Here is a 25,965-nt window from a genome sequence, read left to right as displayed (position 1 = left end):
GGGGAGACGGCCCCGACACGACAGCACTACCGCTTGCGCGACAGGGTGAGGCCGTCCGAGATCGCCAGCAGGACGGAGTCCATGCGGGGGTCCGCCGCGACGTGTTCGTTGAAGGCGCGGACCCCTGCCGCCGAGCCGGTGGCCGACTCGTCGAGGACCGTGCCGTGGTACAGGGTGTTGTCCGTGACGATCAGGCCGCCGGTGCGGAGCCTGGGCACGAGTTCCTCCCAGTACGCGATCTGGCTCTCCTTGTCGGCGTCCAGGTAGGCCAGGTCGACGTGGGGTTCGGCGGGCATCTCCCGGAGGGTTTGCAGCGCCGGGGCGATGCGCAGGTCGATGCGGTCGGCGACGCCCGCCGCCTCCCAGGCCCGGCGCCCGTACGCCGTCCACTCCTCGGAGATGTCGCAGGCGATGAGGCGGCCGTCCGCGGGCAGTGCCTGGGCCATCGACAGGGTGGAGAAGCCGGTGAAGGTGCCGACCTCCACGATGTGGCGTGCGCCGGTCAGCCGGACCAGGAACGCCAGCAGCGGGCCCTGCTCCTGCGCCGACTGCATTCCGGCGACGTCCGGGAACTTCTCGTAGGTCGTCGCCACCAGCCCCCGCTGGATCTCGTCCAGCGGGGGGTTGTGGTCGAGCATGTACTGGTACAGCTCGTCGGTGATCTTGGTGCTGTTGCCCTTGGTCATGCCCCCAGTGTGCCGAGCCTGGCGGCTTCCCCGGCGAATGCGCGGACGATTTCCTCGCCGGCGAGGACTCCCGCCGTCGGCAGGGCCGTCACCGTCGGCGCCGTCCAGCCCGCTTCGGCCAGTTCGCCGTGGCCGGGGCGCCAGGCCACGTCCGCCGCGAGCAGCAGGTCGGCGTCCAGGAGGGAGTCGCCCGCGGCGAGGGTGATGGTGGCTCCCGTACGGCGGGCCACCTCGTACATCGCCGCGCTCTTGGTGAGCGGGCGCGGGACCGCGTAGATCTTGCGGCCCTGGAGGGAGACGGTCCAGCCGCGGGTCTCGGACCAGCGCGTCAGGGTCTTGAGCCATTCCTCGGGGACCAGGTCGCGTTCGACGACCAGGTAGGCGAAGAGGTCCTCCGCCAGGCGCGCCTTGCGCAGCCAGGCCGGGTCCGCCGTGGCCAGCAGGTGGGCGTGCACCTCCTCCAGCGGGGCGCACTCCTCGGCGAGGCGGGCGGCGACCTGGCGGCGCCAGTCCCGGTCGGGGACCCCGTCGACCAGCAGCTGGCCGCCGTTGGCGCAGATCGCGTAGCGGGCCGGGCGGCCGGGGAAGCGGATGCGCTGGTACTGCTTGCGGGTCCGCGTCGTGGTCGGGACGAAGACCACCGACGGGTCGGCCGTCAGCTCCGCCAGCAGGCCGGCCGCCGTCTCCGTCATGTAGGACAGCGGCTTGCTCTCGTGCACCTCGACGCACAGCAGCCGCGGGGCCTCCGGGTCGGGCATGGTCAGGGCGAGGGCGGCCGACGAGTAGATGAGCGTGCGGTCGAGGTCGCTGGCTATCAGGACGGTCACTTCGAGGACACAGCCTTTCCGTCGGCGCCGGTGGCGCCGCGCGTGAAGCGGGGGTGGATGAGTCCGACGCAGGTGTAGGGCAGCCCGTCGACCTCTTCCACCGGGACGCCGCGCTGCTCGGCGAGCAGGCGTACGTGGTCCAGGTCGGCCCCGGCGCCCCGCTGGGCGAGGATCTTCCACGGCACCCGGCGCAGCAGGACCCGGGTGGTCTCGCCCACGCCGGGCTTGACCAGGTTCACGTCGTGGATGCCGTACTCCTCGCTGATGCGTTCCACTGCCGCCCAGCCTTCCCAGGTGGGCGAGCGGTCGGCCGCCAGCAGTTCCTTGACCTCGTCGTCGACGGCTTCGGCCACGTCGTCGAAGTGGGCGGCGACGGCGGCGACGAAGTCGGCGGAGACGTCGGCCCCGGCGAGCTCGCGGTAGAACTTCGCGCCGTGGAAGTCGGCGGGTCCGACGAGGTCGGACCTCAGAACCGTACGCGAGATGAGTCCGGAGACGGTGGAATTGAGACAGGCGGAGGGGATGAGGAAGTCCTCGCGGGTGCCGTAGGTCGAGACGCAGGAGCCGGGGTCGGCGAGGACGACGATCTCCGGGTCGAAGCCGGGGAACTCGCCGAGCGCGGCCTTCAGCTCGCGGGTGATGGCGCCCTTGCCGGTCCAGCCGTCGACGAAGACGATGTCGGCCGGGTCGTGGTGGGCGGCCAGCCAGCGCAGGGCGTTGGCGTCGATGCCGCGGCCGCGCACGATGGAGACGGCGTAGTGCGGCAGGTCGAGGCCGTGCCGGGCGGCGGCCCAGCGGCGCATGAGCACGCCGACGGGGGTTCCGGCGCGGGCCAGGGAGACCAGGACGGGCGACGGGGAGCGTTCGGCCAGGACGGTCTCGGTGACCGTGCCGACGGCCCGGGCCATGCGGGCCGCGGAGGCGGCGAGCGCGCTGCGGTAGAGCTCCTGGTACTGCGGGGACGGCTGGTACTCGACGGGCAGCGATTCGGCGTAGTGGGCGCCGCCCGCCTGGATCGCCTCCTCGCGCTCCTCGGTGGGGGCCTCCAGCTCGACGTCGGAGAAGTCCTGGAGCAGCCAGCCGACGTCCTCGGGGGCGTACGAGGAGAAGGCGGGGCCGCGCAGGGGCTCGGTCATGATCGGCTCCCGCCGGTCGGGTACGTCGGGTACGTCGGGTACGTAGGAAGGTATGACGGCCAGCAGGACGCGGCCGGTGTGCGGGGCGAGGCCGGCGAGCAGTCCGGCGCGCAGCTCGGGGGTGTCACCGGCGGAGTCGACGACGGCGACGACGGTGTCGAAACCGGCGCCGGCGACGTTGTACGCGTACCGGTCGCCGGGGCCGTCGGCGGGCGTGTCGTGGGCGGGGAAGACGAGCCGGGTGCGGATGGCGTAGCCGGGGTCGTCGACGGCGAGCACGGGCGAGCGGGTGGTGGTGGAGAAGCGGACCTCGTGGGCCGCGCCGGTCTCCTCCAGGGCCTTGGCGAGGCGCAGCGGGGCGTACATCAGCTCTTCGTTGCCGAGTACGAGGACGCGGCCGGGCCTGTCGCCGAGTGCGGCGGTGAGCTGGGCGGTCAGTTCCGGCAGGGCCGCCTCCAGGCGCTGCCGGTGCCCCGGTGTGAAGCCGTGGCGACCGCCGTCCGGTACCCCGGAGGGCCAGTGGAGTGGAATGTGCGTGACCGGCCGGGGGCCGTCTGCCGGAGCTCCGCCCCGGACCCCGCTCCTGGAACGCCGGAGGGGCTGGATTTCCCCGGTCGGGACCTCAAGGTGAGGCTCACCATCACCGGTCTCGTACTTCTCCACGAGCGCCTGCCCCTTCTCCAGGACCCCCTCCGGGAGGGACACCGTGCCGGAGGCCAGGCCGATGAGGTCGACGCGGGCGCCGATCTCGGCGGCGAAGGCGGTGAGCCGGTCGCGGTCGGCGGCGGAGCGCATGTCGACGAGGGCGACGACCACGTAGTGCGAGCGGGGGTGGCGGCCGTGGAGGTCGCGGATGGTGTTCAGGACGGTGCTGCCGGTGGAGAACTCGTCGTCGACGAGGACCAGCGGGCCGCTGCCGGTGAGCAGATCGGGGTCCTCGGGCAGCAGCAGGTGCGAGGTGGCGTGCGAGTGGGACTCCTCGAAGCCGCCCGCGGGCTCCACGCCCGGCACGGGCCGCCGGGTGGAGTGGAGGTAGGGGGCGGGTCCCAGGCCGTCGGCCACGCAGTGACCGAGCCCGGTGGCGGTCTCGGCGTAGCCGAGGACCACCGCGGAGGCGGCCTGGTCGCCGAGCAGCGCGCGGACGCGTTCGCCGAGGCCGTACCCGGCGGCGTACACGGTCCGCGGGGACTGCGGGACGTGCTTGCCCAGGACCTGCGAGACGAGCAGGTGCGCCCGCTTGGGGTTGCGCCGCAGCGCGAGCCCGAGCAGGTCCGCGAGCCGCGGTGTGCCCGGCCCGGCGGCCTCTTCCAGGCGCACGCCCAGCCGGTCTGCGACCCAGGTTCCCGACCACACTGCTTCGATCGTCTTGCCTTTCCTCGTCGGTTTCGTCAACGGCCTGCTCAGACCTGGAGCCCGGCCGTCAGGAGGTCGACGAAGCCGACCTCCTCCTTCGCCACACCGAAGACCTCGGCGCGCAGCATGGTGCGCTCGGCCCAGGCCCGGTGGGGCTTCACCTCGTTCATCTTGTTCGTGTAGACGGAACGCATCACTCCGCCGCCGCCGCGCTCGGGGCGCAGGATGTCCTGGGCGTCGCTGAACTCCTCGTGGGAGACCACCGACAGCGCGTGGACGGGGGTGACGTGCGCGGGGTGGATGCAGGTCTTGCCGAGCAGTCCGTTGGCCCGGTCGAGTTCGATCTCGCGCAGCAGCCCGTCGAGGTCGTGCTCGATCAGGGCAGTGCGCAGTTCCTCCACGCCCTCCTCCAGGAAGGGGCTGCGGCGCAGCTGGGGCTTGAAGAGGCGCTGCTGGCTGCGGAAGTACTCCCACACCGGGCCGGTGACGGTGAAGCCGGTGCCGTCGGCGCGGCTGAGGACGTTGACGACGTCGGCGATCACTCCGGCCACGATCTGGACGTCGTAGGCGGTCATGTCGGGGGTGCGCCGCAGGCCGTAGGCGGAGCAGAAGTCGGTCACGCCGAGGCGCAGGGCCAGGACCCGCTCGCGGTACGCGTTGACGGTGCGCGAGATGCCGGCGAGGGCTTCGACGCGGGTTTCGAGGTGGAGGAGCTCGGGGGTCTCCAGGACGGGCATGGCATACAGGCGGCCCTGCCCTGCGGCCGCCTCCGCCTGGGCCACGGCGTCGAGGAAGGCGGTGCCGCGGCTCTCCGTGAACTTGGGGAGTACGAATCCGGCCAATCGGTGTGCGGATCTGCCGAGGCGGCGCACGAGGTCGGGTATCTGCTCGGGCGTGCGGACCCGGATGAACAGCAGCGGGAGCTCCGCGGTGTCCTCGTCGAGCTCGGCGAACTGCCGGACGAGGTTCTCCTCGGCTCCGGTGACATCGCCGTCGCTGATGGAATCCTCCAGGCAGAGGACCATGGAGACCACTCCGCGGCCGGCCTGCTTGCGGATGTCCGCGGCGAGCTGGGGGCGGGTGGCCGGGCTGTAGAGCGTGGCGCCCAGCGCGGCGGCGAGGATGCGGGCGGGTGAGCCGGAGGTGAACTCTGCCGGTTCCTGGTGGAAGAGGTCCTTACGGACGGTGGGCGATATATGCCCAAAGTGACGCATGTGCTTCCCCCGTACTGCCTCGGCGGCCCAACTGGCATGGCCGGTAATAGTACGTACGAACGTGAGTCAAGAGTTCCTCAAGCACATGAAGTTCAGGTAACCCTCTTGCACCATGCCCAGGTCTCGCGTTCGATACAAGGCCCTACGGGGGGCCGCATTGTCCCGCTCCACCCCGGGAGGGCAGGATGACGGGCATGACGCACGCGATGCAGAAGGGCTCGAACGTCCCGGTGACCGCCGTGGCGGTCCGGGCGGTGCTGCGCTGGACCGACGGCCCCGACGTACCGGACGTGGACGCGTCCGCGCTGCTCGTGGGCCCGGACGGGCGAGTGCGCTCGGACGAGGACTTCGTCTTCTACAACCAGCCCCGGCACCCGTCGGGAGCCGTCTGGCGCCTGGGCAAGAAGCAGCTCGGCGACGGGATCACCGACGCCGTCCAGGCCGACCTGCGCGCCGTGGCCCCGGTGGTGGACCGGATCCTGGTGGTCGCCTCCGCCGAGGACGTCCCCTTCGAACGCGTGCGCGACCTGCGGATCCTGCTCTACGACGCCACCGCGACCGGCGGCTCCGAACCGCTGGCCTATTTCGACGTACGGCCCGAGACCGGCGCCGAGACGGCGCTGATCTGCGGGGAGCTGTACCGCAGGGGCGAGGGGTGGAAGTTCCGCGCGCTGGGCGAGGGCTACTCCAACGGCCTGGTGGGGCTGGCGACCGACCACGGCATCTCGGTCGACGAGAACGCCCCGGACGCACCGGCCGAGCCCGCCGCGAGCCCCACGGCCGGGCCCACCGCCGAGCAGACGGCCGCGATGGCCCCGCCCACGCCCCGGACCCCGGCGCCGCCCACCCAGGCCCCGCCGGCCGCCCAGCCCGCCTACGGGTACCCGCAGCCGGTGTCCCCGGCACCGGTGCCCGGCCCGGGCGGCGACCCGGCCTTCCGGCTGCCGGTGCAGGGCCCCCAGTTCATCCGCCGCTGAGCCGGGCCCGGCGGCCCGCTCCGCGCCGGGCGGGCCGGGGCGGGCCGCCCGGCGCGGAGGTCCGCCGGAACCGGGCCGTCAGGCCTTGGTGCTCTTGTAGCCGCGCCCCCACTGGAGCCCCCAGCCGTACAGCCGGTCCAGCTCGGCCTGGAACCCGTAGACGAACTTCACCTCGCGCCGCACGACGAGCTCGCCCTTGACCTTCTCCAGGGAGACCACCGCGCAGGAGCGGGCCTGCGGGTGCCGCTCGTCCAGCGGGATCTCGATCCGCGGCCCGGTGACCGGGTAGAGGGTCACCATGGCGTGCGTCCGGTCGAAGGCCGGGGTCTGGTCGTAGATGTAGACGAAGACCAGCAGCCGCTTGATCTCCTCCGCATGGTCGAGATTGACGTACAGGGTCTCCCCCGACGCCGAGCCGAACCGGTCGTCCCCGCTGAGTTTGACGTACGGCGCGTCGTTGAGGTCGCCCAGCAGGTTCCCCAGCGGCTGCACGGCGCCGCGGGTGCCGTCGGTCAGCTCGTACAGGCAGCCCATGTCGAGGTCGACGTTGACCATGCCCTGGGTGTGCGCCTGCACCATGTCGGGCTTGAACAGTTTGAACGGATGCCGGAAGAGCTGGCCGCTCTGGCCGGAACGGCCGCTGATGTCCGAGGTGCGCATGCGCCAGGAGAGGTTCACGCGCAGATTGCCGTGGACCGCCCCCTGTTTGGTGAGCGACACCGTCGGATGCCGTTTGGTCAGCTCGATCGCGTTCGACGAGGCGCTGCCCGACTGGAACTGCACGGCGCGGCTGCCCAAGATGCCGTCGAAGAAACCCATCCCCTACCCCCCTGAACCCCTGGTCCCTCGTGCCCCTGCACGCGTACGGAAGCGGGGCGGCCCACCGGGTCCGTGGACCCCGTACGCCGCCCCGCAATGAAGCGTTCCGCATTACCGCCGCGGTCATGCCTCGGCGGAGGCACCCTCCAGTTCGAGGCGCTTGTTGCGGCGCAGCGAGGACCAGAAGGAGCCTGCGATCAGCACCACGCCGATGAGGCCGGTGATGAGCTCGCTGATCTCGTGCTGGATGGTGACCAGCAGGATGACCGCGAGGGCGCCGATCGCGTAGTGCGCGCCGTGCTCCAGGTAGACGTAGTCGTCCAGCGTGCCCTGGCGGACCAGGTAGACCGTGAGCGAACGGACGTACATGGCGCCGATGCCGAGGCCGAGCGCCATCCAGAAGATGTGGTTGGTGATGGCGAAGGCGCCGATGACCCCGTCGAAGGAGAACGAGGCGTCGAGGACCTCGAGGTAGAGGAAGAGGAAGAACGCGGCCTTGCCGGCCAGGCCGACGGCGGAGACGGGCTTGCCCGCGGCCTTGGCCTTCTCCTCCTCCTCGTGCTCGCGCTCCTCTTCCTCCTCCAGCTTGTCCTCGAAGTACGAGGACAGGCCGCCGACGATGAGGTACGTGATCAGGCCGGCGACGCCGGCGAGCAGCACGGTGGCGGACTTGTCCGCGTGGCCGGTGCTGGTGTGGGCGTTGGTCGCGAAGGTCATCGCCGAGACGAGCAGCGCGATCAGGGCGATGCAGACCGACAGCATGTCGACCTTGCCGAGCTTGGCCAGCGGGTGCTCGAGCCAGGCGAGCCACTTGTGCTCCCGCTCCTGGAAGATGAAGTCGAGGAAGATCATCAGCAGGAACATGCCACCGAAGGCGGCGATGGCCGGGTGGGCGTCGGTGACCAGGGCCTCGTACTGGTCGGGGTGGTCCAGCGCCAGCTGGATGGCCTCGATCGGTCCGACCTTGGCACTGATGGCGACGATCGCCACCGGGAAGACCAGCCGCATTCCGAAGACGGCGATCAGGATGCCGACGGTGAGGAAGATCTTCTGCCAGAAGGCGTTCATCTTCTTCAGGATTCCGGCATTGACGACCGCGTTGTCGAAGGACAGGGAGATCTCGAGGATCGACAGGATCAGTACGACCCCGAACGCCTCCCACCCCCACTGCCACGCGGCAAAGGCGAGGCCGAGCGCCGTGATGGCGAACGACCAGCCGAAGGTTTTCAGAACCACTGGCACCTGGCACCCCATGCGTCTGTGTACGGCTTTACGAAACGTTGACCCCGAAGTCTAGAGCGATGCCCCGGAGGCCCGACGCGTACCCCTGCCCCACCGCGCGGAACTTCCATTCACCGCCGTACCGGTAGACCTCGCCGAAGATCATCGCGGTCTCGCTGGAAGCGTCCTCGGAAAGGTCGTAGCGGGCGAGCTCCTGCCCGTCGGCCTGGTTCACCACGCGGATGAAGGCATTGCTGACCTGGCCGAAGCTCTGGCGGCGGCTGTCCGCCTCGTGGATCGAGACCGGGAAGACGATCTTGTCGACGCGCTCCGGCACCTTGCTGAGGTCGATGATGATCGACTCGTCGTCGCCGTCACCCTCGCCGGTGAGGTTGTCTCCCGTGTGTTCGACGGAGCCCTCGGGGCTCTTCAGGTTGTTGTAGAAGACGAAGTACTCGTCCCCGAGCACCCGGCCGCTGTTGCACAGCAGCGCGCTGGCATCGAGGTCGAAGTCGGCCCCCGTGGTCGAGCGCGCGTCCCATCCCAGACCGATCAGAACCCGGGTGAGGTTCGGTGCGGCCTTGGAGAGGGAGACATTGCCCCCCTTGGCGAGTGTGACGCCCATGATGTGGTCCTCCCCGGACGACGGTGTGGCTGGAGCGGGTGGAGCGGGTGAACGTTCGGAACGCGTGATCCCGCCGGCGTGGTCCCGATGGCGCAGGCGGAGTGAGTGGAGCGGGCGGATCCGGTGGAGCGGGTAAAGCCGGTCCGGCGCCGTACACACAGTGCACGGCGCCGGACGGGTGAACTGCTCTCGGCTCAGACGTTGACGCCGAAGTCCTGCGCGATGCCGCGCAGACCGGAGGCGTAACCCTGGCCGATGGCGCGGAACTTCCACTCCGCACCGTTGCGGTACAGCTCGCCGAAGACCATGGCGGTCTCCGTCGAGGCGTCCTCGGAGAGGTCGTAGCGGGCGAGCTCGGTGTTGTCGGCCTGGTTCACGACGCGGATGTACGCGTTGCGGACCTGGCCGAAGCTCTGCTGGCGGCTCTCGGCCTCGTAGATCGAGACCGGGAAGACGATCTTCGCGACATCGGCCGGGACGCCGGCGAGGTTGACCTTGATGGCCTCGTCGTCGCCCTCGCCCTCACCGGTGGTGTTGTCACCGGTGTGCTCGACGGAGCCGTCCGGGCTCTTCAGGTTGTTGAAGAACACGAAGTTCGCGTCGCTGGCGACCTTGCCCTGGTCGTTGGTCAGGATCGCGCTGGCGTCGAGGTCGAAGTCGACACCGGTGGTGGTGCGAGCGTCCCAGCCCAGACCGACGATGACCGCCGTCAGGTTAGGCGCGGCCTTGGTCAGCGAGACGTTGCCGCCCTTGCTGAGGCTGACTCCCACGGGTCCTCCATTGGTATTTGTGTGGGGCGGGGCCCCGTCGTGCGGTTGCTACAGGATCAACGGTTCGATCCTAGTGACGGGTTCCCGCCTGTAAACGGTTTTCGGGCGGATCTGCGCTCAGAGGCTGTCAAGTGCCTTGATGTACTCGTTCAGGTCACGCGCGTCGGGCAGCCCGTTGACGACAGTCCACCGCACGATGCCGTCCTTGTCGATGATGAAGGTGCCGCGGACCGCGCAGCCCTTGTCCTCGTCGAAGACGCCGTACGCGCGCGAGGTCTCGCCGTGCGGCCAGAAGTCCGACAGCAGCGGGTACTCCAGGCCCTCCTGCTCCCCGAAGACCCGCAGGGTCGGCACGGAGTCGTTGGAGACCGCGAGGAGCTGGACGTCGGCGTTCTGGAACCGCGGCAGCTGGTCGCGCAGCTCGCACAGCTCGCCGGTGCAGACGCCGGTGAAGGCGAACGGGTAGAAGAGCAGCACGACGGCCTTCTCCCCCCGGAAGTCGGAGAGCCGCACGGTGGCACCGTGGTTGTCCTTGAGCTCGAAGTCCGGGGCCTTGCTGCCGACCTCGATCGCCATCTCTCTCTTCCCTTCGGATCCTGCATTCCTGCGTTGGGCTGTTCGGGTGAGACACCCCCGGACAACCTTAGGTCGTGTGAACGCGCACACCCCGCCGACCGGGGTCGACGGGGTGTGCATACGTGTCCGCTCGGCTGCGGGGCGCGGCTCAGCGCTTGGACTTGACGGCAGCCTTGGGCGTCACCAGCTTGGTGGCGGCCCACTCCTTGCCGACGGGGGCGCCCTTGGCCAGCGAGAGACCGGCGGTCTCCGCGGCTTCCTTGATGTCGCTGGCCTCGACGTAGCCGGGACGGCCCGTCTTGGGGGTCAGCAGCAGGATCAGTGCGCCGTCCTCGATCAGCTCGGTGGCATCGACCAGTGCGTCCGCCAGATCGCCGTCGTCCTCTCGGAACCACAGCAGTACGGCGTCGGCGACGTCGTCGTAGTCCTCGTCGACGAGGTCGCCGACGAGCTCATCAACGACATCACGGAATTCCTGATCGACGTCGTCGTCGTAGCCGATCTCCTGGACCACCTGTTCGGACTGGAAACCCAGCCGGGCGGCCAGGTTCTCCGCGTGGTCCGCGGTCGCGCTCACGGGGTGCCTCCTGCTCATGTTCGGTGAATGTCTTCGGCGGCGCGCGTACGCGCAGCATTGGACGTAGTCCACACGGGCGCGGCGGATCGCGCAAGTACCCGGCCGCCGAGACCGTCGAAACGGTGACGATTGCGGCCGTCTCGCCGCAACTTTCAGCCTCCCCGCGTACGCCCCTGGTGATTCATCCCACACCATTCCCACTCATTGGACATCCCTTGAGGACTTTCCTACCTGTTTGAGAGACGAACGGCCTTACGAAAGGGTTGACCGACTTGGGCGTAAGATCGCGATTTGGCCGTACCCCCTGCTCGTCCCCCCTCCCGGACTCCCCGCCGACTCCAGGGATTACCCAGTGGTAAAGGTGACGATTGGGGCCGAGCGTAAGACCATGGGAGGCGGCGAACCCCAAGGCACGACTCCCCCCGACAGCGAAGGAACAGCGTGGCTTCCGCATCCGATCGCAATCCGATCATCATTGGCGGCCTGCCGAGCCAGGTCCCGGACTTCGATCCGGAGGAGACGCAGGAGTGGCTCGACTCCCTGGACGCCGCCGTCGACGAGCGGGGCCGTGAACGCGCCCGCTATCTGATGCTGCGGCTGATCGAGCGGGCCCGCGAGAAGCGCGTGGCCGTGCCCGAGATGCGCAGCACGGACTACGTCAACACGATCGCCACGAAGGACGAGCCCTTCTTCCCCGGCAACGAGGAGATCGAGCGCAAGGTCCTCAACGCCACCCGGTGGAACGCGGCCGTCATGGTCTCGCGCGCCCAGCGCCCCGGCATCGGCGTCGGCGGCCACATCGCCACCTTCGCCTCCTCGGCCTCCCTCTACGACGTGGGCTTCAACCACTTCTTCCGGGGCAAGGACGAGGGCGACGGCGGCGACCAGATCTTCTTCCAGGGGCACGCCTCCCCCGGCATCTACGCCCGCGCCTACCTCCTGGACCGGCTCTCCGAGCAGCAGCTCGACGCGTTCCGGCAGGAGAAGTCGAAGGCCCCGTACGGGCTTTCCAGCTACCCGCACCCGCGGCTGATGCCGGACTTCTGGGAGTTCCCGACCGTCTCGATGGGCCTCGGCCCGCTCGGCGCGATCTACCAGGCCCGGATGAACCGGTACATGCAGGCGCGCGGGATCGCGGACACCTCCAGGTCCCACGTATGGGCGTACCTCGGCGACGGCGAGATGGACGAGCCGGAGTCGCTGGGCCAGCTGTCCATCGCCGCCCGCGAGGGCCTGGACAACCTGACCTTCGTCGTCAACTGCAACCTCCAGCGCCTCGACGGCCCGGTGCGCGGCAACGGCAAGATCATCCAGGAGCTGGAGTCGCAGTTCCGCGGGGCCGGCTGGAACGTCATCAAGCTGATCTGGGACCGCTCCTGGGACCCGCTGCTGGCCCAGGACCGCGACGGCATCCTGGTCAACAAGATGAACACCACGCCGGACGGGCAGTTCCAGACGTACGCCACCGAATCGGGCGCGTACATCCGCGAGCACTTCTTCGGGGACGACCAGCGGCTGCGCGCGATGGTCGAGAACATGACCGACTACCAGATCCAGCACCTGGGGCGCGGCGGCCACGACCACAAGAAGGTCTACGCGGCGTACGCGGCGGCCAAGGCGCACAAGGGCCAGCCCACGGTGATCCTGGCGCAGACGGTCAAGGGCTGGACGCTCGGCCCGAACTTCGAGGGCCGCAACGCGACGCACCAGATGAAGAAGCTGACGGTCGACGACCTCAAGCGCTTCCGCGACCGCCTGCACATCCCGATCACCGACGCCCAGCTGGAGGGCGGCGCTCCGCCGTACTACCACCCGGGCCGCAATTCGCCCGAGATCCAGTACATGCACGACCAGCGCAACGCGCACGGCGGTTACGTGCCGACCCGTGTGGTGCGCGCGAAGCCGTTGCAGCTGCCGGGCGACGCGGCCTACGCCGCGGCGAAGAAGGGTTCGGGGCAGCAGTCGATCGCCACCACGATGGCCTTCGTCCGCATCCTGAAGGACCTGATGCGGGACAAGGAGATCGGCAAGCGGTTCGTGCTGATCGCGCCCGACGAGTACCGCACGTTCGGTATGGACGCGTTCTTCCCGAGCGCCAAGATCTACAACCCGCTGGGCCAGCAGTACGAGGCGGTCGACCGCGACCTGCTGCTCGCGTACAAGGAGTCGCCGACCGGCCAGATGCTGCACGACGGCATCTCGGAGGCGGGCTGCACGGCCTCGCTGATCGCCGCGGGTTCGGCGTACGCCACGCACGGCGAGCCGCTGATCCCGGTGTACGTCTTCTACTCGATGTTCGGTTTCCAGCGCACCGGTGACCAGTTCTGGCAGATGGCCGACCAGCTGGCGCGCGGTTTCGTCCTCGGCGCGACCGCCGGGCGGACCACCCTCACGGGTGAGGGCCTCCAGCACGCGGACGGTCACTCCCAGCTGCTCGCGTCGACGAACCCGGGCTGCGTCGCGTACGACCCGGCCTACGGGTACGAGATCGCGCACATCGTCCGGGACGGTCTGCGCCGGATGTACGGTCCGCAGGCGGAGGACGTCTTCTACTACCTGACCGTCTACAACGAGCCGATCCAGCACCCGGCCGAGCCGGCGGACGTGGACGTGGACGGGATCCTCAAGGGCATCCACCGGGTGTCCGCGGGCACGTCGGGCGCCATCGGGGCGCAACTGCTGGCCTCGGGCGTGGCGGTGCCCTGGGCGCTGGAGGCGCAGCGCATCCTGGCCGCGGAGTGGAACGTCAGGGCGGACGTCTGGTCGGCGACGTCCTGGAACGAGCTGCGGCGCGAGGCCGTCGAGGTGGAGGAGCACAACCTGCTCCACCCGGAGGAGGAACAGCGCGTCCCGTACGTGACGCGCAGGCTCTCTGGTGCTGAGGGGCCGTTCGTGGCGGTCTCCGACTGGATGCGGGCGGTGCCGGACCAGATCTCGCGGTGGGTGCCCGGCTCGTACACCTCGCTGGGCGCGGACGGCTTCGGCTTCGCGGACACGCGCGGTGCGGCCCGGCGCTTCTTCCACATCGACGCCCAGTCGGTGGTCCTGGCGACGCTCACCGAGCTCGCCAAGGAGGGGAAGATCGACCGCTCGGTGCTCAAGCAGGCCATCGACCGGTACCAGCTGCTCGACGTGAGCGCGGCGGACCCGGGCGCGGCGGGCGGCGACGCCTGACGCCGGCGGCGGGCCGTCCGTCCTGAGGCACGAGGTGCCCCCCGGCAGGGCCGGGGGGCACCTCCGCTTTACGCGTTCCTTACGATGCTCCGCATGAAGGAACCCTCCCGCCAGCTGCTGTGGGAGCGGCGGAGCCAGACCCCGCTGCTCCTGCTCGCCGTGGCGTTCGCCGTCGCCTACGCCGTGCCCATCGTCGTCCCGGACGCGAGTGCGGGCGTGCACCGGGCCTGCACCTACGCGGAGTGGGCGGTGTGGGGTGCCTTCGCGGCCGACTACCTCGTACGGCTGGGCCTCGCGCAGGACCGCCGGCACTTCGTCCGCACGCACTGGCTGGACCTGGCCGCGGTGGTGCTCCCGCTCGTCCAGCCGCTGCGGCTGCTGCGGCTGGTCGCCACCTTGCTGCTGGTGGGCCGGCGGGCCCGGATGGCCCCGCAGGTCCGGTTGACGACCTATGTGGCCGGGGCGGTGGTGGGGCTGCTGATGTTCGGCTCGCTGGCGGTGCTGAGCGTGGAGCGGGACGCACCCGACGGGAACATCAAGAACCTGGGCGACGCCGTGTGGTGGTCGTTCACCACGATGACGACGGTCGGGTACGGCGACCACTCCCCCACCACCGGTCTGGGCCGGGTGCTGGCCGTCGGCCTGATGCTGTCGGGGATCGCCCTGCTGGGTGTGGTCACCGCGAACATCGCGGCCTGGTTCATCGCCCGCTTCGAGCGCGACGACCAGGCGGAGCGCCTCCAGCTGGCCGCCATCCGGGAACTCCAGGAGGAGGTCCGGGCCCTGCGCGGCGAGGTCGCCCGGCTGGGCGGCGGTCAGGCCGACCGGCCGGGCGCCCCGGCGCCGCGCGGGACTACCGCTCCCACACCTTGAACGCCCTTACCTGGTAGGGCGACTGGGGCAGCCAGACCCCGTCGCCCGGGTAGGTCTGGAACTCGCCGGTCTCGGCGCATTCCGCCGACTGGTACGTGGTGACCGGGCGGCCGGTGCGGTTGGTGAGCGACTGGGCGCTGGTGCCGGCGGGCAGCGCGGTGCAGCTGTTGATGTCCAGGGTGCTCAGCTCGTAGGTCTGCCGGGTGCCCTTGAACTCCGGCTTCACCCACAGGCACAGCTGCCCGGTCGCGCAGGCGCCGAGGGTGGGCGGTCCCGCGGCGTGCGCGTGGGTGGCCGTACTCGGGATGAGGGCGGTGAGCGCCAGCACGGTCGCGGCCAGGACGGTGGTGGCGCGGGCGGCGCGGGTGGTGTCCGCGGTGTTCGCGGCGTGTGCGGTGATCGTTGTGTGCGTGGTGCGACACGTACGCATGACGGGTCAACTCCTTGTGGACGAAGGGCGCTCCGGACGGTTCCGGAGCGCCGACGACACCACGCTGACCTGGGGCGACGGGCGGGCGGAAGAGGCTTCGGACGGGTCCACCCTGATAGGCGACAGCCCCGCCGGAACCGTCCGGCGGGGCTGTCGTACGTACGGAGTTGACGCCTCCGCGGGGCTTCCGGGCAGCCTGGTCCGGCTCCGGACGCCGGCGCTCAGACGTGGGCCGCGCCCGCGCCCGCGGCGGCGTTCTCCCCGCGCTTGGTGAAGCAGGCCACGACGGCGGCGAGGACCGCGACCGTGCCCGCGACGGTGAAGGCGGTGCCCATGCCGGAGACGAAGGTGTCGTGCGCGACCTCGCTGATCGCCCGCGCGACCTCCTCGGGGGCCTCCGGCGGCACCGGGGCGATGCCCACCTGGACCCCCTTCTCGGCGAGCTCCTGCTGCTCGGGCGCGAGCGGGGGCAGCTGGGCCTCCCGCCAGTTGTCCCCGAACGAGCTGCCGACCGTGCCGGCCATGACCGCGCCGAGGACCGCGGTGCCCAGGCTGCCGCCGACCTGCATGGCGGCCTGCTGGAGTCCGCCGGCCACGCCGGAGAGCTCCAGCGGGGCGTTGCCGACGATGACCTCGGTGGCGCCGACCATCACGGGCGCGAGGCCGAGGCCGAGGAGGGCGAACCAGAGGGACATGGTGAGGGTGCCGGTGCCGGGGGTGAGCTGTGCCATCCCGAAGCAGGCGGCGGCGGTGGCGACCATGCCGGCGACGAGCGGGACGCGCGGTCCGACCTTGGTGATCGCGGCGCCGGCCAGCGGCGAGCCGATGATCATCATGCCGGTGAGCGGCAGCAGGTGCAGGCCGCTGTCGACGGGGCTCATGCCGTGCACGTTCTGCAGGTAGAAGGTGACGAAGAACAGGCCGCCCATGAAGGCGAAAGCCATCAGCACCATCAGTACGGTGCCCGCGGACAGCGGCAGCGAGCGGAACATGCCGAGCGGGATCAGCGGTTCGGCGACCCTGCTCTCCCAGAAGGTGAAGAGGCCGAAGCAGAGCACGGCGGCGGCCAGGAACAACAGGGTCCTGGAGTCGTCCCAGCCCCACTCCGCGGCCTTGATCAGTGCCCAGATCAGCGAGAACATCGCGCCGGACAGGAGCAGGATGCCGAGCAGGTCGAAGGAGCGCGGGGCGTTCTCGGCCCGGTGGTCGACCAGGATGAACAGGCCGAAGAGCAGCGCGACGATGCCCACGGGCACGTTGATGAAGAAGACGGACTGCCAGCTGACGTGCTCGACGAGCAGACCGCCGACGATGGGCCCGGCGGCGGTGGAGGCGCCGATGACCATGCCCCAGATGCCGATGGCCATGTTGAGCTTCTCGGCGGGGAAGGTGGCGCGCAGCAGGCCGAGGGCGGCGGGCATCAGCAGCGCGCCGAACAGGCCCTGCGCGACGCGGAAGCCGATGACGAGCTCGACGCCGTCGGAGAGGCCGATCGCCGCGGAGGACACGGCGAAGCCGGCTATGCCGATGAGGAAGGTCTGGCGGTGGCCGAAACGGTCGCCGAGCTTGCCCGCGGTGATCAGGGAGACCGCGAGGGCCAGCAGGTAGCCGTTGGTGATCCACTGCACCTCGGCGAGCGAGGCGCCGAGGTCCTTCTGGATGGCGGGGTTGGCGACGGCGACGATCGTGCCGTCCAGGGTGACCATCATGACGCCGATCGCGACGGCGAAGAGGGTCAGCCAGGGGTGGCCGCGCAGTCCGTTGCGGGCGGTGGCCGGGCCTGGCTCCTTGGCGGGTACCTGATCGTCGACGGTGATCTGACTAGTCATGCGCACAGGCTAGTGACAGCGACTGACACTTCACAGACGGGTGAACGGGACAGTCGCTGTCACGTCCGTCACAGGTACCCTGACCGCTCACTCAGCGTCAGATCAGCCCCGAGCCGGACCCTGCCCCGGATGCGGACCAGCAGACTCAGGAAGGACCCCCCACGGTGATGAGCGACGAGCGGCCGGCGGAGGGCCGGGGGACCGGACTGCGCGAACGCAAGAAGCGGCGCACCCGGGACGCCCTGCTGCGCGCCGCCCTGCTCCTGTTCATCTCCCAGGGATACGAGCAGACCACCGTCGACGAGATCACCGACGCCGTGGACGTCTCCCAGCGCACCTTCTTCCGCTACTTCGCCAACAAGGAAGAGGTCGCCTTCGCCGTCCAGGAGCTGGTCGAGTCCCACTTCTTCGCCGAGCTCAGCTCCCGGCCGGCCGCCGAGGGCCCGCTGGAGGCGCTGCGCAACGCCGTGCTCGCCGCCTGGGACACCGTCGAGGAGGCCATCTCCGAGGTGGTGCCCGTCGACCTCTACATGCGCAGCTACCAGCTCATCGAGTCGACCCCGGCGCTGCTGGCCGTGCACCTGCGCCGCTCCACCGAGCTGGAGGAGCGGATCGCCCGGCTGATCGCGGCCCGGGAGGGCCTCGACGTGGACGCCGACCCGCGGCCGCGGGTGGCCGTGGCCGCCTTCTCCGGGGTGATGCGCGTCACCGGACGGCTCTGGGGACAGGGCGAGGACGCGAGCGTGGACGCGATCCGCCGGATGACCGAGGCGTACATGGACCAGATCGGCCCGGCGCTGGCAGCGGACTGGGGCCGTAAGCCCACCACGGGCCCGGCCCGGAACCACCCGGCCTGACCCCGGCCTTGGCCCGCCCGGGGGCAGCCCATCCAGCCTCGCCGGCGTTTGAGGCGCGGGGTCCGGGCCGGAGCCCCAGGAAACCCGGCTCCGCCGGGCACCGGGCTCTGCCCGGACCCACGCCTCAAACGCCGGCGAGGCTGGGTTCGGTTCCGCCGGGCCGGAGGCCGTGAGGCGTGTCACCCGGCGCGCCGTCAGGCCGGGAGGTCTCCTACGCTGGTCCCAGTGAACCTGCCCGGCCCCGCCCTCCCCCCCGCTCACGAAGCCGTCCCGCGACGCCCCGCCGCCCTGCGCACCCTGCTCGCGCTCGCGGTGGTCTTCGTCATGCTGGCGACCACCGGCTGGACCGCGGTGCACCGCCCCGAGGCCGGCACCCCCCTGCGGGCCACCGCCCTCGCCGCCTGGGCCTCGGCCCGGATCAACGGCCGCCCCGTACCGCCCGCCGACGCCCCCGTGCGTACGGTGGCCCGCTTCTTCGCCGGGCTCGACGGCGCCCAGCGGGCCCGCCTCGCCGACGGCTACCCGCTGGTCGTGGGCAACCTCGACGGGGCGCCCGTACCGACCCGCTACCGGGCGAACCTGCGCGGCCTGGAGCAGGCCCGTCTGATCGAGGACGCCCGCAGCCGGGACGTCGCGCTGACCCCGGCCGACCGGGCCACGGCGACCCGCCGCGCCCACCGCTTCGCCTCCCTGGCCGAACCCGGCCGGCAGATCCTCGCCTTCGACCCCACCGGCGGCGGCCGCGTCGCCGAGGTCTTCGGCGACCTCGAACGGGCCCGCCGGGTCTCGGTGATCGTCCCCGGCGTCGACACCGACCTCATCACCTTCGAGCGCACCCAGCGCCGTTTCAGCGCCCCGGTCGGCATGGCCGAGTCCCTGTACGAGGCCCAGCGCGCGGCCTCGCCGGACGCCCGGACCGCGGTCATCGCCTGGGCCGGCTACACCGCGCCCACCGGGGTGGGCATGGACGCGGCCACCGGCCGGATGGCCGTCGACGGCGCCGTCCGGCTGAGGGCGCTGGCCATGGCCCTGCCTGGGGATTCGAGCATCGCGCTGTTCTGCCACAGCTACGGCTCGGTGGTGTGCGGGGTCGCCGCGCACGAACTGCCGGACCGGGTGACGGACCTGGCGGTCGCGGGCAGTCCCGGGATGCGCGCGGAGAACGTGGACGACCTCGACACCTCCGCCCGGGTCTGGGCCATGCGGGACGAGGGGGACTGGATCGAGGACGTGCCGCACCTGGAGGTCGGCGGGCTGGGCCACGGCGCGGATCCGGTGTCCCCGGAGTTCGGCGCGCGGCTGCTCTCCTCGGCCGGCGCCAGGAGCCACACCGGCTATTTCGCGCCAGGTACCGGCTCGGTGGACAACCTCGCCAAAATCGGAACCGGCGCATTCGGTTCCGTGGTCTGCGCGGACGCGGATGACGCCTGCCGCCGCGGAATCTCCGGCACAGCAGGGGACTGACGCGCGTAGAGACCCGGAAACGGGCACCGCAACGAGGGGGACGCGCGGGGGCACCGCCGTTTACCATGTGCCGCATGGGTGACGTACTGGCCGGAAACCATGCCGTCTGGGAGTTCGACTCGGACTCGGTGCTCATCCGCTTCGCACGGGGGATAAGAACGCCGAGGACGCCGAGACTCTTCCAGGCCCTGGGCATGCGCCGGATCCCCCTGGAAGCGGTGTGCGGGGTGGACCTGACCCCGGGGAAGCGGGACACGGTGGTGCTGCGCGCCACGCCGCGGCCGGGGGCCGATCCGCTGATGGAAGCCGCTGCCGGGCAGTTGAAGGAGGCCTGCGACCCGTACCGGCTGGTACTGCCGGGCGAACGGGCCGCGCAAGCCGCCTCCTTCGCCGACGCGCTGCGCTCCCGCCTCTCGCCGGACGCCGCCGAGCCGGCCGGGCGCTTCCTGGTCGAGGCCCCGCAGCCGCCGGTCCACCTGAAGGCGTACGACGCGCGGCTGGGCTTCGACGGCGGGGCGGTCACCTTCCGCTGGTCCCGCACGGGCGCCACCAGCACCAAGTGGAGGGCGGGCGACCAGCGTTACCCGCTGTCCGCCCTCAGCGGCATCGAGTGGTGCTCCCCGGAGGGTCCCGGCGGCCACCTGCGGCTGCTGCCGCGCGAGCCCCGGCAGAGCGGCGCCGACCTCCGCCCCGACCACGACCTCGCCACGGCGGTCTTCCGGGTGGGCTACGGGGCGGTGCACGAGTCGCTGCCGTTCGCCGCGGCCGTCCTCGCCGCCCTGCGCGGCCGCGCCCCGGTCGCGTCGGTCCCCGGCCCCCGCGCCGGCGACGACCGCCTGCGGCACCTGAGCGAGCTGCACGGCGCGGGGCTGCTGACGGACGCCGAGTACGCGGCCCTGCGGGACCGGTTCAGCTCCGCGGCCGACGCCTGAGCCGCAGGGGCGTCCCGCCGGTCAGGGCCGCCCCGGCTCCGTGCAGGTGTTCCTCCCGTACATCCCGATCTTGTGGTCCAGTACGGCGAGCGCGTCCGTCAGTTCGGTGAGCCGCGCCCGCACGTCGCGCCGCGTCCGCTCCAGCAGCTCGCGGCGTTCGTCGACGGTGTGCTCACCCGCGCGCACCAGCTCGGCGTACCGGACCATGTCCGCCACCGACATCCCGGTGGCGCGCAGCTTGCCCACGAAGGCCAGCCAGTGCAGGTCCTCGTCGCTGAAGCGGCGCTGGCCCGAGTGGGAGCGGCCCACCTGCGGCAGCAGGCCGATCCGCTCGTACCAGCGCAGGGTGTGCTGGGTCAGACCGGTCCGGGCCTCGACCTCGCTGATCGTGTACCGCGTCTGCGTCAGGCTCTGGCTCATGGCCCCACGCTAAAACCTTGGAGCGCACTCCAAGCAAGTAGGCTCGGCCGCATGGAGAGCATGGAGGGCGTCAACGGCATGGAAAGCCTGCGGATCATCGAGACCTGGCCGGTACCGGCCGCCGCGGCGGCCGTCGTACGCGCCGACGGCAGCCTGGCCGGCTCCCACGGGCCCGTCGACCGGCGCTTCCCGCTGGCCTCGGTCACCAAGCCGCTCGCCGCGTACGCCGCACTCGTCGCGTACGAGGAAGGCGCGATCGAGCTGGACGAGCCGGCCGGGCCCGAGGGGTCCACGGTCCGTCACCTGCTGGCGCACACCAGCGGCCTGGCCTTCGACGAGCACCGGGTGACCGCCCCGCCCGGGCAGCGCCGGCTGTACTCCAACGCCGGCTTCGAGGTGCTCGGCGACCACATTGCCAAGGCGACCGGGATCCCCTTCACGGAGTACCTGCACCAGGCCGTCTTCGAGCCGCTGGGCATGACCTCCTCCACCCTGGAGGGCTCGCCCGCCAAGGACGGCGTCTCCACCGTCCTTGACCTCGTGCGGTTCGCCGCCGAACTCCAGGCGCCCCGGCTGCTCGACGTCCGCACGGTCGCCGAGGCCACCGGAGTCGTGCACCCCGGCCTCAAGGGCGTCCTGCCCGGCTACGGGCACCAGTCCCCCAACGACTGGGGGCTCGGCCTGGAGATCCGCGACGGCAAGTCCCCGCACTGGACGGGCAGCTCCTCCTCGCCGCGCACCTTCGGCCACTTCGGCCAGTCCGGCACCTTCCTGTGGGTGGACCCGGACGCGCGCGCCGCGTGCGTGGCGCTGACCGACCGCGCCTTCGGCCCGTGGGCCGTCGAGGCCTGGCCCCCCTTCACCGACGCGGTCCTGGCGGAGCTGGCGCGCTAGGGAAGTTCCCAGATCAGCACTTCCCCCGGGGACCCGGCGGTGATCTCCAGGTCCCGTTCGCCGGTGATCCGCACCGAGTCCCCGGGCCCCAGCTCCTCGCCGTCCAGGCGCAGGTCCCCGCGCACCACGTGCAGGTAGACGCGCTCGGCGGCCGGTACGGGGACCCGCTCGCCCGCGCCGGGCCGCCGCACGTGCAGGACGGCTCCGGCCGCGGGGACCTCGTAGGGCGTGCCGTCGGGGATCCCCCGGACCACCTCGTACGAGGGCTCCCCGCCCGGGGCGAGCGGTGCGAGCCACATCTGAACGAAGCGCAGCCGGCCGACGCCGTCGTTGCGCTCCACGTGCCGGGCCCCGGATCCGGCGCTGAGCCGCTGCACGTCCCCGGCCCGGACCAGGCCGGTCTGCCCGGTGGTGTCCTTGTGGGTGAGTTCGCCCTCGACGACCCAGGTCACGATCTCGGTGTGGCTGTGGGGGTGTTCGTCGAAGCCGGCGCCGGCGGCGAGGGTCTCCTCGTTGCAGGCCAGGACGGGTCCGAAGCGCAGGTTGTCGGGGTCGTAGAACGACCCGAAGGAGAAGGCGTGCCGGGTGGAGATCCCGGCCGCCGGATCCCCGCCCTCGTACCGGTCGGCTCCTCGGCGTACATCAATCATGGAGGCCACGGTAGCCCCGGTGGCGAGACCGGACTCCGCGCAGCCGTCCCGATAAGGCAGTCTTGTCACGTGCCTCAACCCGAACGTGAGCATTCCCCCGCGACACACTCCGCGCATCCCGCTCCCGCCCATCCGCACACCGCGACGCTGCGCCGCCTGGAGAAGTCCTCCGGCCGGCTCGCGGCGAACGCGATCGCGCGGATGGACGAGACCCTGCCGTGGTACCGGGCGATGCCCCCGGAGAACCGGTCCTGGATCGGCCTGGTCGCGCAGGCCGGCATCGCCGCGTTCACGGAGTGGTTCCGGCACCCGGAGACGCCGCAGGCGATCTCCACCGACGTGTTCGGGACGGCTCCGCGCGAGCTGACCCGGGCGATCACGCTGCGCCAGACGGTGGAGATGGTCCGCACCACGATCGAGGTCATGGAGACCGCGATCGACGAGGTGGCGGCGCCGGGCGACGAGCAGATCCTGCGCGAGGCGCTGCTGGTGTACGCCCGGGAGATCGCCTTCGCGACCGCCCAGGTGTACGCGCAGGCGGCCGAGGCGCGCGGGGCGTGGGACGCCCGGCTGGAGTCCCTCGTCGTCAACGCGGTGCTGTCCGGGGAGGCCGACGAGGGCGCGCTGTCGCGGGCCGCGGCGCTGGGCTGGAACTCGCCGGAGCACGTGTGCGTGGTCCTCGGTACCGCTCCGGAGGGGGACAGCGAGCTGACGGTCGAGGCGATCCGGCGGGCGGCCCGGCACCACAAGCTCCAGGTCCTGACGGGTGTGCTCGGGGACCGTCTGGTCGTGATCGCGGGCGGCAGCGACAATCCGATGCAGGTGGCGAAGTCCCTGATCGGGCCGTTCGCGGCGGGTCCGGTGGTGGCGGGTCCGGTGGTGCCCGACCTGCTGAACGCGACGAAGTCGGCGCAGGCGGCGGCGGCCGGGCTGAAGGCGTGCACGGCGTGGCAGGACGCGCCGCGACCGGTTCTGGCAGACGATCTCCTGCCGGAACGCGCGATCGCCTCGGATCCGGCTGCGCGAGAGCAGTTGGTAGAGGAGATCTACAGACCGCTTGAAGAAGCGGGCTCAGCTTTGCTTGAGACGCTGAGCGTGTACCTGGAGCAGGCGAGCAGTCTGGAAGGGGCCGCCCGGATGCTGTTCGTGCACCCCAATACGGTGCGCTACCGGCTGCGACGTGTGACCGACGTCACCGGCTGGTCGCCCTCCGATGTCCGTTCGGCCTTCACCCTGCGGATCGCCCTGATCCTCGGGCGTCTGGCCGACGGAGATCCGCAGTCCTAGACTTTTGTCGGACATCAACAATTACCCCGGCCGTTCTTGGTCCCTGTCCCCACGGGCGGCAGGGACCATCCACAAGAGAGAGTGTGAGGGTGCTCGTACTCGTCGCTCCCGGCCAAGGCGCCCAGACGCCTGGCTTCCTGACTCCCTGGCTCGACCTCCCCGGTGCCGCTGACCGCGTCGCCGCCTGGTCCGACGCCATCGGGCTCGACCTTGCCCACTACGGCACGCACGCCGACGCCGACGAGATCCGCGACACGGCCGTGGCCCAGCCGCTGCTGGTCGCCGCCGGTCTCCTGTCGGCCGCCGCGCTCGGCCCCCGTACGGCCTTCGGTGCCGTCGCGGGCCACAGCGTCGGCGAGATCACCGCCGCCGCGTACGCGGGGGTGCTGTCCGACGCCGACGCCCTGTCGTTCGTCCGCACCCGCGGGCTGGGCATGGCCGAGGCCGCCGCCGTCACCGAGACGGGCATGGCCGCGGTCCTCGGCGGCGACCCCGACGTGGTGGTCGCGCACCTGGAGAAGCTGGGTCTGACCCCGGCCAACATCAACGGGGCGGGCCAGATCGTGGCCGCCGGCACCGCGGAGCAGATCGCCGCGCTGGTCGCCGAGAAGCCCGAAGGCACCATGAAGGTCGTCGCCCTCAAGGTCGCGGGCGCGTTCCACACGCAGCACATGGCCCCCGCGGTCACGACGCTGGAGAAGGCCGCTGAGGCCCTCACTCCGGCCGACCCGGCGCTGAAGTACGTCTCGAACAAGGACGGCCAGGTCGTGGCCACGGGCGCCGATGTCGTCGCCCGTCTGGTCGGCCAGGTCGCGAACCCCGTCCGCTGGGACCTGTGCATGGAGACGTTCGGCGAGCTGGGCGTCACCGGGATCATCGAGCTCAGCCCCGGCGGAACCCTGACGGGCCTGGCCAAGCGGGCCCTGAAGGGCGTGCCGAGCGTCGCCCTGAAGACCCCGGACGATCTCGACAAGGCCGCGGCGCTCATCGCCGAGCACTCGGCCTGAGAGAAGGAGCCCACACAGCATGTCCAAGATCAAGCCGGCCAAGGGCTCCCCGTACGCCCGCATCCTCGGCGTCGGCGGCTACCGGCCGACCCGTGTGGTGCCCAACGAGGTCATCCTCGAGACGATCGACTCGTCCGACGAGTGGATCCGTTCGCGCTCCGGCATCGCGACCCGGCACTGGGCCTCGGACCAGGAGACGGTCGCCGCGATGTCGGTGGAGGCCTCGGGCAAGGCGCTGGCCGACGCCGGTGTCTCGCCGGAGAAGATCGGGGCCGTGATCGTCTCGACGGTCTCGCACTTCAAGCAGACCCCGGCCGTCGCGACGGAGATCGCGCACCGGATCGGTGCGGGCAAGCCCGCCGCCTTCGACATCTCCGCGGGCTGCGCCGGCTTCGGTTACGGACTGACCCTGGCCAAGGGCCTGGTGGTGGAAGGTTCCGCCGAGTACGTCCTCGTGATCGGCGTGGAGCGGCTCTCGGACCTCACCGACCTGGAGGACCGCGCGACGGCCTTCCTGTTCGGGGACGGTGCGGGCGCCGTGGTCGTGGGCCCCTCGGACGAGCCGGCCATCGGCCCCACGGTGTGGGGTTCGGAGGGCGACAAGTCCGACACCATCAAGCAGACCGTGCCGTGGGACGAGTACCTCGGCAAGGACGGCGGCGAGAAGTTCCCGGCCATCACCCAGGAGGGTCAGGCGGTCTTCCGCTGGGCCGTCTTCGAGATGGCCAAGGTGGCCCAGCAGGCGCTCGACGCCGCCGGGATCACCGTCGACGACCTGGACGTCTTCATTCCGCACCAGGCAAACATGCGGATCATCGACTCGATGGTGAAGACTCTGAAGCTGCCGGAGCACGTCACGGTCGCCCGTGACGTGGAGACCACCGGCAACACCTCGGCCGCCTCGATCCCGCTCGCTATGGAGCGGCTCCTGGCGACCGGAGCGGCGAAGAGCGGCGACACCGCGCTCGTCATCGGCTTCGGGGCGGGACTCGTCTACGCCGCGACGGTCGTTACCCTCCCCTAGGACCAGGTTCCACTTCCCGGTCCGAGTACCCAGTCAGCTAGAGAAGGAGCGCCACATGGCCGCCACGCAGGAAGAAATCGTCGCGGGTCTCGCGGAGATCGTCAACGAGATCGCCGGCATCCCCACCGAGGACGTCGCGATCGAGAAGTCGTTCACCGACGACCTGGACGTCGACTCCCTGTCCATGGTCGAGGTCGTCGTCGCCGCCGAAGAGCGCTTCGACGTCAAGATCCCGGACGAGGACGTCAAGAACCTCAAGACGGTCGGCGACGCTGCCGGCTACATCCTGAAGCACCAGGCCTGAGCCTGACGAGCGTTTGTCGCCACCTGGCGGTGGCGCCGT

Annotated in this window: 25 protein-coding genes; 11 read left to right on the top strand and 14 right to left on the bottom strand. The window is 71.1% G+C overall.

What is annotated here, in order from left to right:
- Nucleotides 1-26 precede the first annotated feature (26 nt).
- From AB0D94_RS12530 to AB0D94_RS12515, 4 genes are read right to left on the bottom strand one after another with little or no spacing between them, the layout of a single operon-like run.
- Nucleotides 27-686 (bottom strand): class I SAM-dependent methyltransferase, encoded by a 660-nt coding sequence (locus AB0D94_RS12530; protein ID WP_362049869.1) that lies wholly within the window; start codon nucleotides 684-686, stop codon nucleotides 27-29.
- Nucleotides 683-1,513 (bottom strand): HAD family hydrolase, encoded by an 831-nt coding sequence (locus tag AB0D94_RS12525; RefSeq protein ID WP_362049866.1) that lies wholly within the window; start codon nucleotides 1,511-1,513, stop codon nucleotides 683-685. The genes AB0D94_RS12530 and AB0D94_RS12525 overlap by 4 nt, the downstream gene beginning before the upstream one ends.
- Entirely contained in the window at nucleotides 1,510-4,011 is a 2,502-nt protein-coding gene (locus tag AB0D94_RS12520) for a phosphoribosyltransferase (protein ID WP_362049950.1), read from the bottom strand. Before AB0D94_RS12520 ends, AB0D94_RS12525 begins: the two co-directional genes overlap by 4 nt.
- A gap of 38 nt (nucleotides 4,012-4,049) precedes the next feature.
- Entirely contained in the window at nucleotides 4,050-5,216 is a 1,167-nt protein-coding gene (locus AB0D94_RS12515) for an HpcH/HpaI aldolase/citrate lyase family protein (RefSeq protein ID WP_362049863.1), read from the bottom strand.
- A 194-nt stretch (nucleotides 5,217-5,410) separates the two neighbouring features.
- Between AB0D94_RS12515 and AB0D94_RS12510 the strand changes: the two genes are divergently transcribed.
- On the top strand, nucleotides 5,411-6,193 hold the full coding sequence (locus AB0D94_RS12510; RefSeq protein WP_362049947.1) for a TerD family protein: 783 nt from the start codon (nucleotides 5,411-5,413) through the stop codon (nucleotides 6,191-6,193).
- A gap of 78 nt (nucleotides 6,194-6,271) precedes the next feature.
- Here the strand turns inward: AB0D94_RS12510 and AB0D94_RS12505 are convergent, their stop codons facing one another.
- From AB0D94_RS12505 to AB0D94_RS12480, 6 genes are all read right to left on the bottom strand, one after another.
- The gene (locus AB0D94_RS12505) at nucleotides 6,272-7,012 is read right to left on the bottom strand and encodes a Tellurium resistance (RefSeq protein WP_362049860.1); all 741 of its coding nucleotides are present in this window, start codon (nucleotides 7,010-7,012) and stop codon (nucleotides 6,272-6,274) included.
- Nucleotides 7,013-7,135: 123 nt separating this feature from the next.
- A complete protein-coding gene (locus tag AB0D94_RS12500) occupies nucleotides 7,136-8,248 on the bottom strand; it encodes a DUF475 domain-containing protein (protein ID WP_362049857.1) in 1,113 nt (370 codons plus the stop codon).
- Nucleotides 8,249-8,282: 34 nt separating this feature from the next.
- Nucleotides 8,283-8,858, bottom strand: a complete 576-nt coding sequence (locus AB0D94_RS12495; protein ID WP_266936833.1) for a TerD family protein — start codon at nucleotides 8,856-8,858, stop codon at nucleotides 8,283-8,285.
- Between the two features lie 194 nt (nucleotides 8,859-9,052).
- Nucleotides 9,053-9,628: a TerD family protein gene (locus tag AB0D94_RS12490; protein ID WP_008739115.1), complete on the bottom strand. Its 576-nt coding sequence runs from the start codon at nucleotides 9,626-9,628 to the stop codon at nucleotides 9,053-9,055.
- Nucleotides 9,629-9,745: 117 nt separating this feature from the next.
- Complete coding sequence (locus tag AB0D94_RS12485; protein WP_362049852.1) at nucleotides 9,746-10,204, bottom strand: peroxiredoxin; 459 nt, start codon at nucleotides 10,202-10,204, stop codon at nucleotides 9,746-9,748.
- A 148-nt stretch (nucleotides 10,205-10,352) separates the two neighbouring features.
- The gene (locus tag AB0D94_RS12480; protein ID WP_362049849.1) at nucleotides 10,353-10,781 is read right to left on the bottom strand and encodes a DUF3052 domain-containing protein; all 429 of its coding nucleotides are present in this window, start codon (nucleotides 10,779-10,781) and stop codon (nucleotides 10,353-10,355) included.
- Between the two features lie 441 nt (nucleotides 10,782-11,222).
- Here AB0D94_RS12480 and aceE point away from each other — a divergent pair, with 441 nt between their 5' ends.
- Together aceE and AB0D94_RS12470 are read left to right on the top strand one after the other, a co-directional pair.
- On the top strand, nucleotides 11,223-13,955 hold the full coding sequence (gene aceE, locus AB0D94_RS12475; protein ID WP_362049846.1) for a pyruvate dehydrogenase (acetyl-transferring), homodimeric type: 2,733 nt from the start codon (nucleotides 11,223-11,225) through the stop codon (nucleotides 13,953-13,955).
- A 93-nt stretch (nucleotides 13,956-14,048) separates the two neighbouring features.
- Nucleotides 14,049-14,828, top strand: coding sequence for a potassium channel family protein (locus AB0D94_RS12470; RefSeq protein ID WP_362049843.1), 780 nt, complete (start codon nucleotides 14,049-14,051; stop codon nucleotides 14,826-14,828).
- Here the strand turns inward: AB0D94_RS12470 and AB0D94_RS12465 are convergent.
- Entirely contained in the window at nucleotides 14,809-15,258 is a 450-nt protein-coding gene (locus AB0D94_RS12465; RefSeq protein WP_362049840.1) for a peptidase inhibitor family I36 protein, read from the bottom strand. The two genes, AB0D94_RS12470 and AB0D94_RS12465, sit on opposite strands and share 20 nt — an antisense overlap.
- 221 nt (nucleotides 15,259-15,479) lie before the next feature.
- Nucleotides 15,480-17,087, bottom strand: coding sequence for an MFS transporter (locus AB0D94_RS12460; protein WP_362049837.1), 1,608 nt, complete (start codon nucleotides 17,085-17,087; stop codon nucleotides 15,480-15,482).
- Between the two features lie 167 nt (nucleotides 17,088-17,254).
- Between AB0D94_RS12460 and AB0D94_RS12455 the strand changes: the two genes are divergently transcribed.
- From AB0D94_RS12455 to AB0D94_RS12445, 3 genes are all read left to right on the top strand, one after another.
- Nucleotides 17,255-17,944, top strand: coding sequence for a TetR family transcriptional regulator (locus AB0D94_RS12455; RefSeq protein ID WP_362049834.1), 690 nt, complete (start codon nucleotides 17,255-17,257; stop codon nucleotides 17,942-17,944).
- 324 nt (nucleotides 17,945-18,268) lie between these two features.
- On the top strand, nucleotides 18,269-19,408 hold the full coding sequence (locus AB0D94_RS12450; RefSeq protein ID WP_362049944.1) for an alpha/beta hydrolase: 1,140 nt from the start codon (nucleotides 18,269-18,271) through the stop codon (nucleotides 19,406-19,408).
- A 74-nt stretch (nucleotides 19,409-19,482) separates the two neighbouring features.
- Complete coding sequence (locus AB0D94_RS12445; RefSeq protein ID WP_362049831.1) at nucleotides 19,483-20,340, top strand: DUF4429 domain-containing protein; 858 nt, start codon at nucleotides 19,483-19,485, stop codon at nucleotides 20,338-20,340.
- A 21-nt stretch (nucleotides 20,341-20,361) separates the two neighbouring features.
- Here AB0D94_RS12445 and AB0D94_RS12440 read toward each other — a convergent pair whose 3' ends face one another.
- Nucleotides 20,362-20,760, bottom strand: a complete 399-nt coding sequence (locus tag AB0D94_RS12440; RefSeq protein WP_362049829.1) for a MerR family transcriptional regulator — start codon at nucleotides 20,758-20,760, stop codon at nucleotides 20,362-20,364.
- Nucleotides 20,761-20,838: 78 nt separating this feature from the next.
- Between AB0D94_RS12440 and AB0D94_RS12435 the strand changes: the two genes are divergently transcribed.
- The gene (locus AB0D94_RS12435) at nucleotides 20,839-21,654 is read left to right on the top strand and encodes a serine hydrolase domain-containing protein (protein WP_362049941.1); all 816 of its coding nucleotides are present in this window, start codon (nucleotides 20,839-20,841) and stop codon (nucleotides 21,652-21,654) included.
- Here AB0D94_RS12435 and AB0D94_RS12430 read toward each other — a convergent pair.
- Nucleotides 21,651-22,304, bottom strand: coding sequence for a pirin family protein (locus tag AB0D94_RS12430; RefSeq protein WP_362049826.1), 654 nt, complete (start codon nucleotides 22,302-22,304; stop codon nucleotides 21,651-21,653). The genes AB0D94_RS12435 and AB0D94_RS12430 overlap by 4 nt on opposite strands.
- Before the next feature lie 69 nt (nucleotides 22,305-22,373).
- On the opposite strand from AB0D94_RS12430, the gene AB0D94_RS12425 reads away from it, so the two are divergent.
- From AB0D94_RS12425 to AB0D94_RS12410, 4 genes are all read left to right on the top strand, one after another.
- Complete coding sequence (locus tag AB0D94_RS12425; RefSeq protein ID WP_362049823.1) at nucleotides 22,374-23,591, top strand: helix-turn-helix domain-containing protein; 1,218 nt, start codon at nucleotides 22,374-22,376, stop codon at nucleotides 23,589-23,591.
- An 89-nt stretch (nucleotides 23,592-23,680) separates the two neighbouring features.
- Entirely contained in the window at nucleotides 23,681-24,598 is a 918-nt protein-coding gene (locus AB0D94_RS12420) for an ACP S-malonyltransferase (RefSeq protein WP_362049820.1), read from the top strand.
- 19 nt (nucleotides 24,599-24,617) lie between these two features.
- Nucleotides 24,618-25,622: a ketoacyl-ACP synthase III gene (locus tag AB0D94_RS12415; RefSeq protein ID WP_362049817.1), complete on the top strand. Its 1,005-nt coding sequence runs from the start codon at nucleotides 24,618-24,620 to the stop codon at nucleotides 25,620-25,622.
- Nucleotides 25,623-25,677: 55 nt separating this feature from the next.
- A complete protein-coding gene (locus tag AB0D94_RS12410; RefSeq protein ID WP_362049814.1) occupies nucleotides 25,678-25,926 on the top strand; it encodes an acyl carrier protein in 249 nt (82 codons plus the stop codon).
- Nucleotides 25,927-25,965: the final 39 nt, after the last annotated feature.

Source organism: Streptomyces sp. NPDC048255 (assembly GCF_040652415.1).
Taxonomy (GTDB): Bacteria; Actinomycetota; Actinomycetes; order Streptomycetales; family Streptomycetaceae; genus Streptomyces.
The sequence above is the reverse complement of the archived record's forward strand: the minus strand, read 5'-3'. Positions and strand labels throughout refer to the sequence as shown.

Excerpts from the sequence above, each read along its gene's own strand:
- AB0D94_RS12410 (WP_362049814.1), top strand. The coding sequence starts at position 25,678 with ATGGCCGCCACGCAGGAAGAAATCGTCGCGGGTCTCGCGGAGATCGTC.
- AB0D94_RS12515 (WP_362049863.1), bottom strand. The coding sequence starts at position 5,216 with ATGCGTCACTTTGGGCATATATCGCCCACCGTCCGTAAGGACCTCTTC.
- AB0D94_RS12510 (WP_362049947.1), top strand. The coding sequence starts at position 5,411 with ATGACGCACGCGATGCAGAAGGGCTCGAACGTCCCGGTGACCGCCGTG.
- AB0D94_RS12445 (WP_362049831.1), top strand. The coding sequence starts at position 19,483 with ATGGGTGACGTACTGGCCGGAAACCATGCCGTCTGGGAGTTCGACTCG.
- AB0D94_RS12495 (WP_266936833.1), bottom strand. The coding sequence starts at position 8,858 with ATGGGCGTCACACTCGCCAAGGGGGGCAATGTCTCCCTCTCCAAGGCC.
- AB0D94_RS12455 (WP_362049834.1), top strand. The coding sequence starts at position 17,255 with ATGAGCGACGAGCGGCCGGCGGAGGGCCGGGGGACCGGACTGCGCGAA.
- AB0D94_RS12470 (WP_362049843.1), top strand. The coding sequence starts at position 14,049 with ATGAAGGAACCCTCCCGCCAGCTGCTGTGGGAGCGGCGGAGCCAGACC.
- AB0D94_RS12415 (WP_362049817.1), top strand. The coding sequence starts at position 24,618 with ATGTCCAAGATCAAGCCGGCCAAGGGCTCCCCGTACGCCCGCATCCTC.
- AB0D94_RS12440 (WP_362049829.1), bottom strand. The coding sequence starts at position 20,760 with ATGAGCCAGAGCCTGACGCAGACGCGGTACACGATCAGCGAGGTCGAG.
- AB0D94_RS12465 (WP_362049840.1), bottom strand. The coding sequence starts at position 15,258 with ATGCGTACGTGTCGCACCACGCACACAACGATCACCGCACACGCCGCG.
- AB0D94_RS12530 (WP_362049869.1), bottom strand. The coding sequence starts at position 686 with ATGACCAAGGGCAACAGCACCAAGATCACCGACGAGCTGTACCAGTAC.
- AB0D94_RS12450 (WP_362049944.1), top strand. The coding sequence starts at position 18,269 with ATGCTGGCGACCACCGGCTGGACCGCGGTGCACCGCCCCGAGGCCGGC.
- AB0D94_RS12505 (WP_362049860.1), bottom strand. The coding sequence starts at position 7,012 with ATGGGTTTCTTCGACGGCATCTTGGGCAGCCGCGCCGTGCAGTTCCAG.
- AB0D94_RS12430 (WP_362049826.1), bottom strand. The coding sequence starts at position 22,304 with ATGATTGATGTACGCCGAGGAGCCGACCGGTACGAGGGCGGGGATCCG.
- AB0D94_RS12460 (WP_362049837.1), bottom strand. The coding sequence starts at position 17,087 with ATGACTAGTCAGATCACCGTCGACGATCAGGTACCCGCCAAGGAGCCA.
- AB0D94_RS12435 (WP_362049941.1), top strand. The coding sequence starts at position 20,839 with ATGGAAAGCCTGCGGATCATCGAGACCTGGCCGGTACCGGCCGCCGCG.
- AB0D94_RS12485 (WP_362049852.1), bottom strand. The coding sequence starts at position 10,204 with ATGGCGATCGAGGTCGGCAGCAAGGCCCCGGACTTCGAGCTCAAGGAC.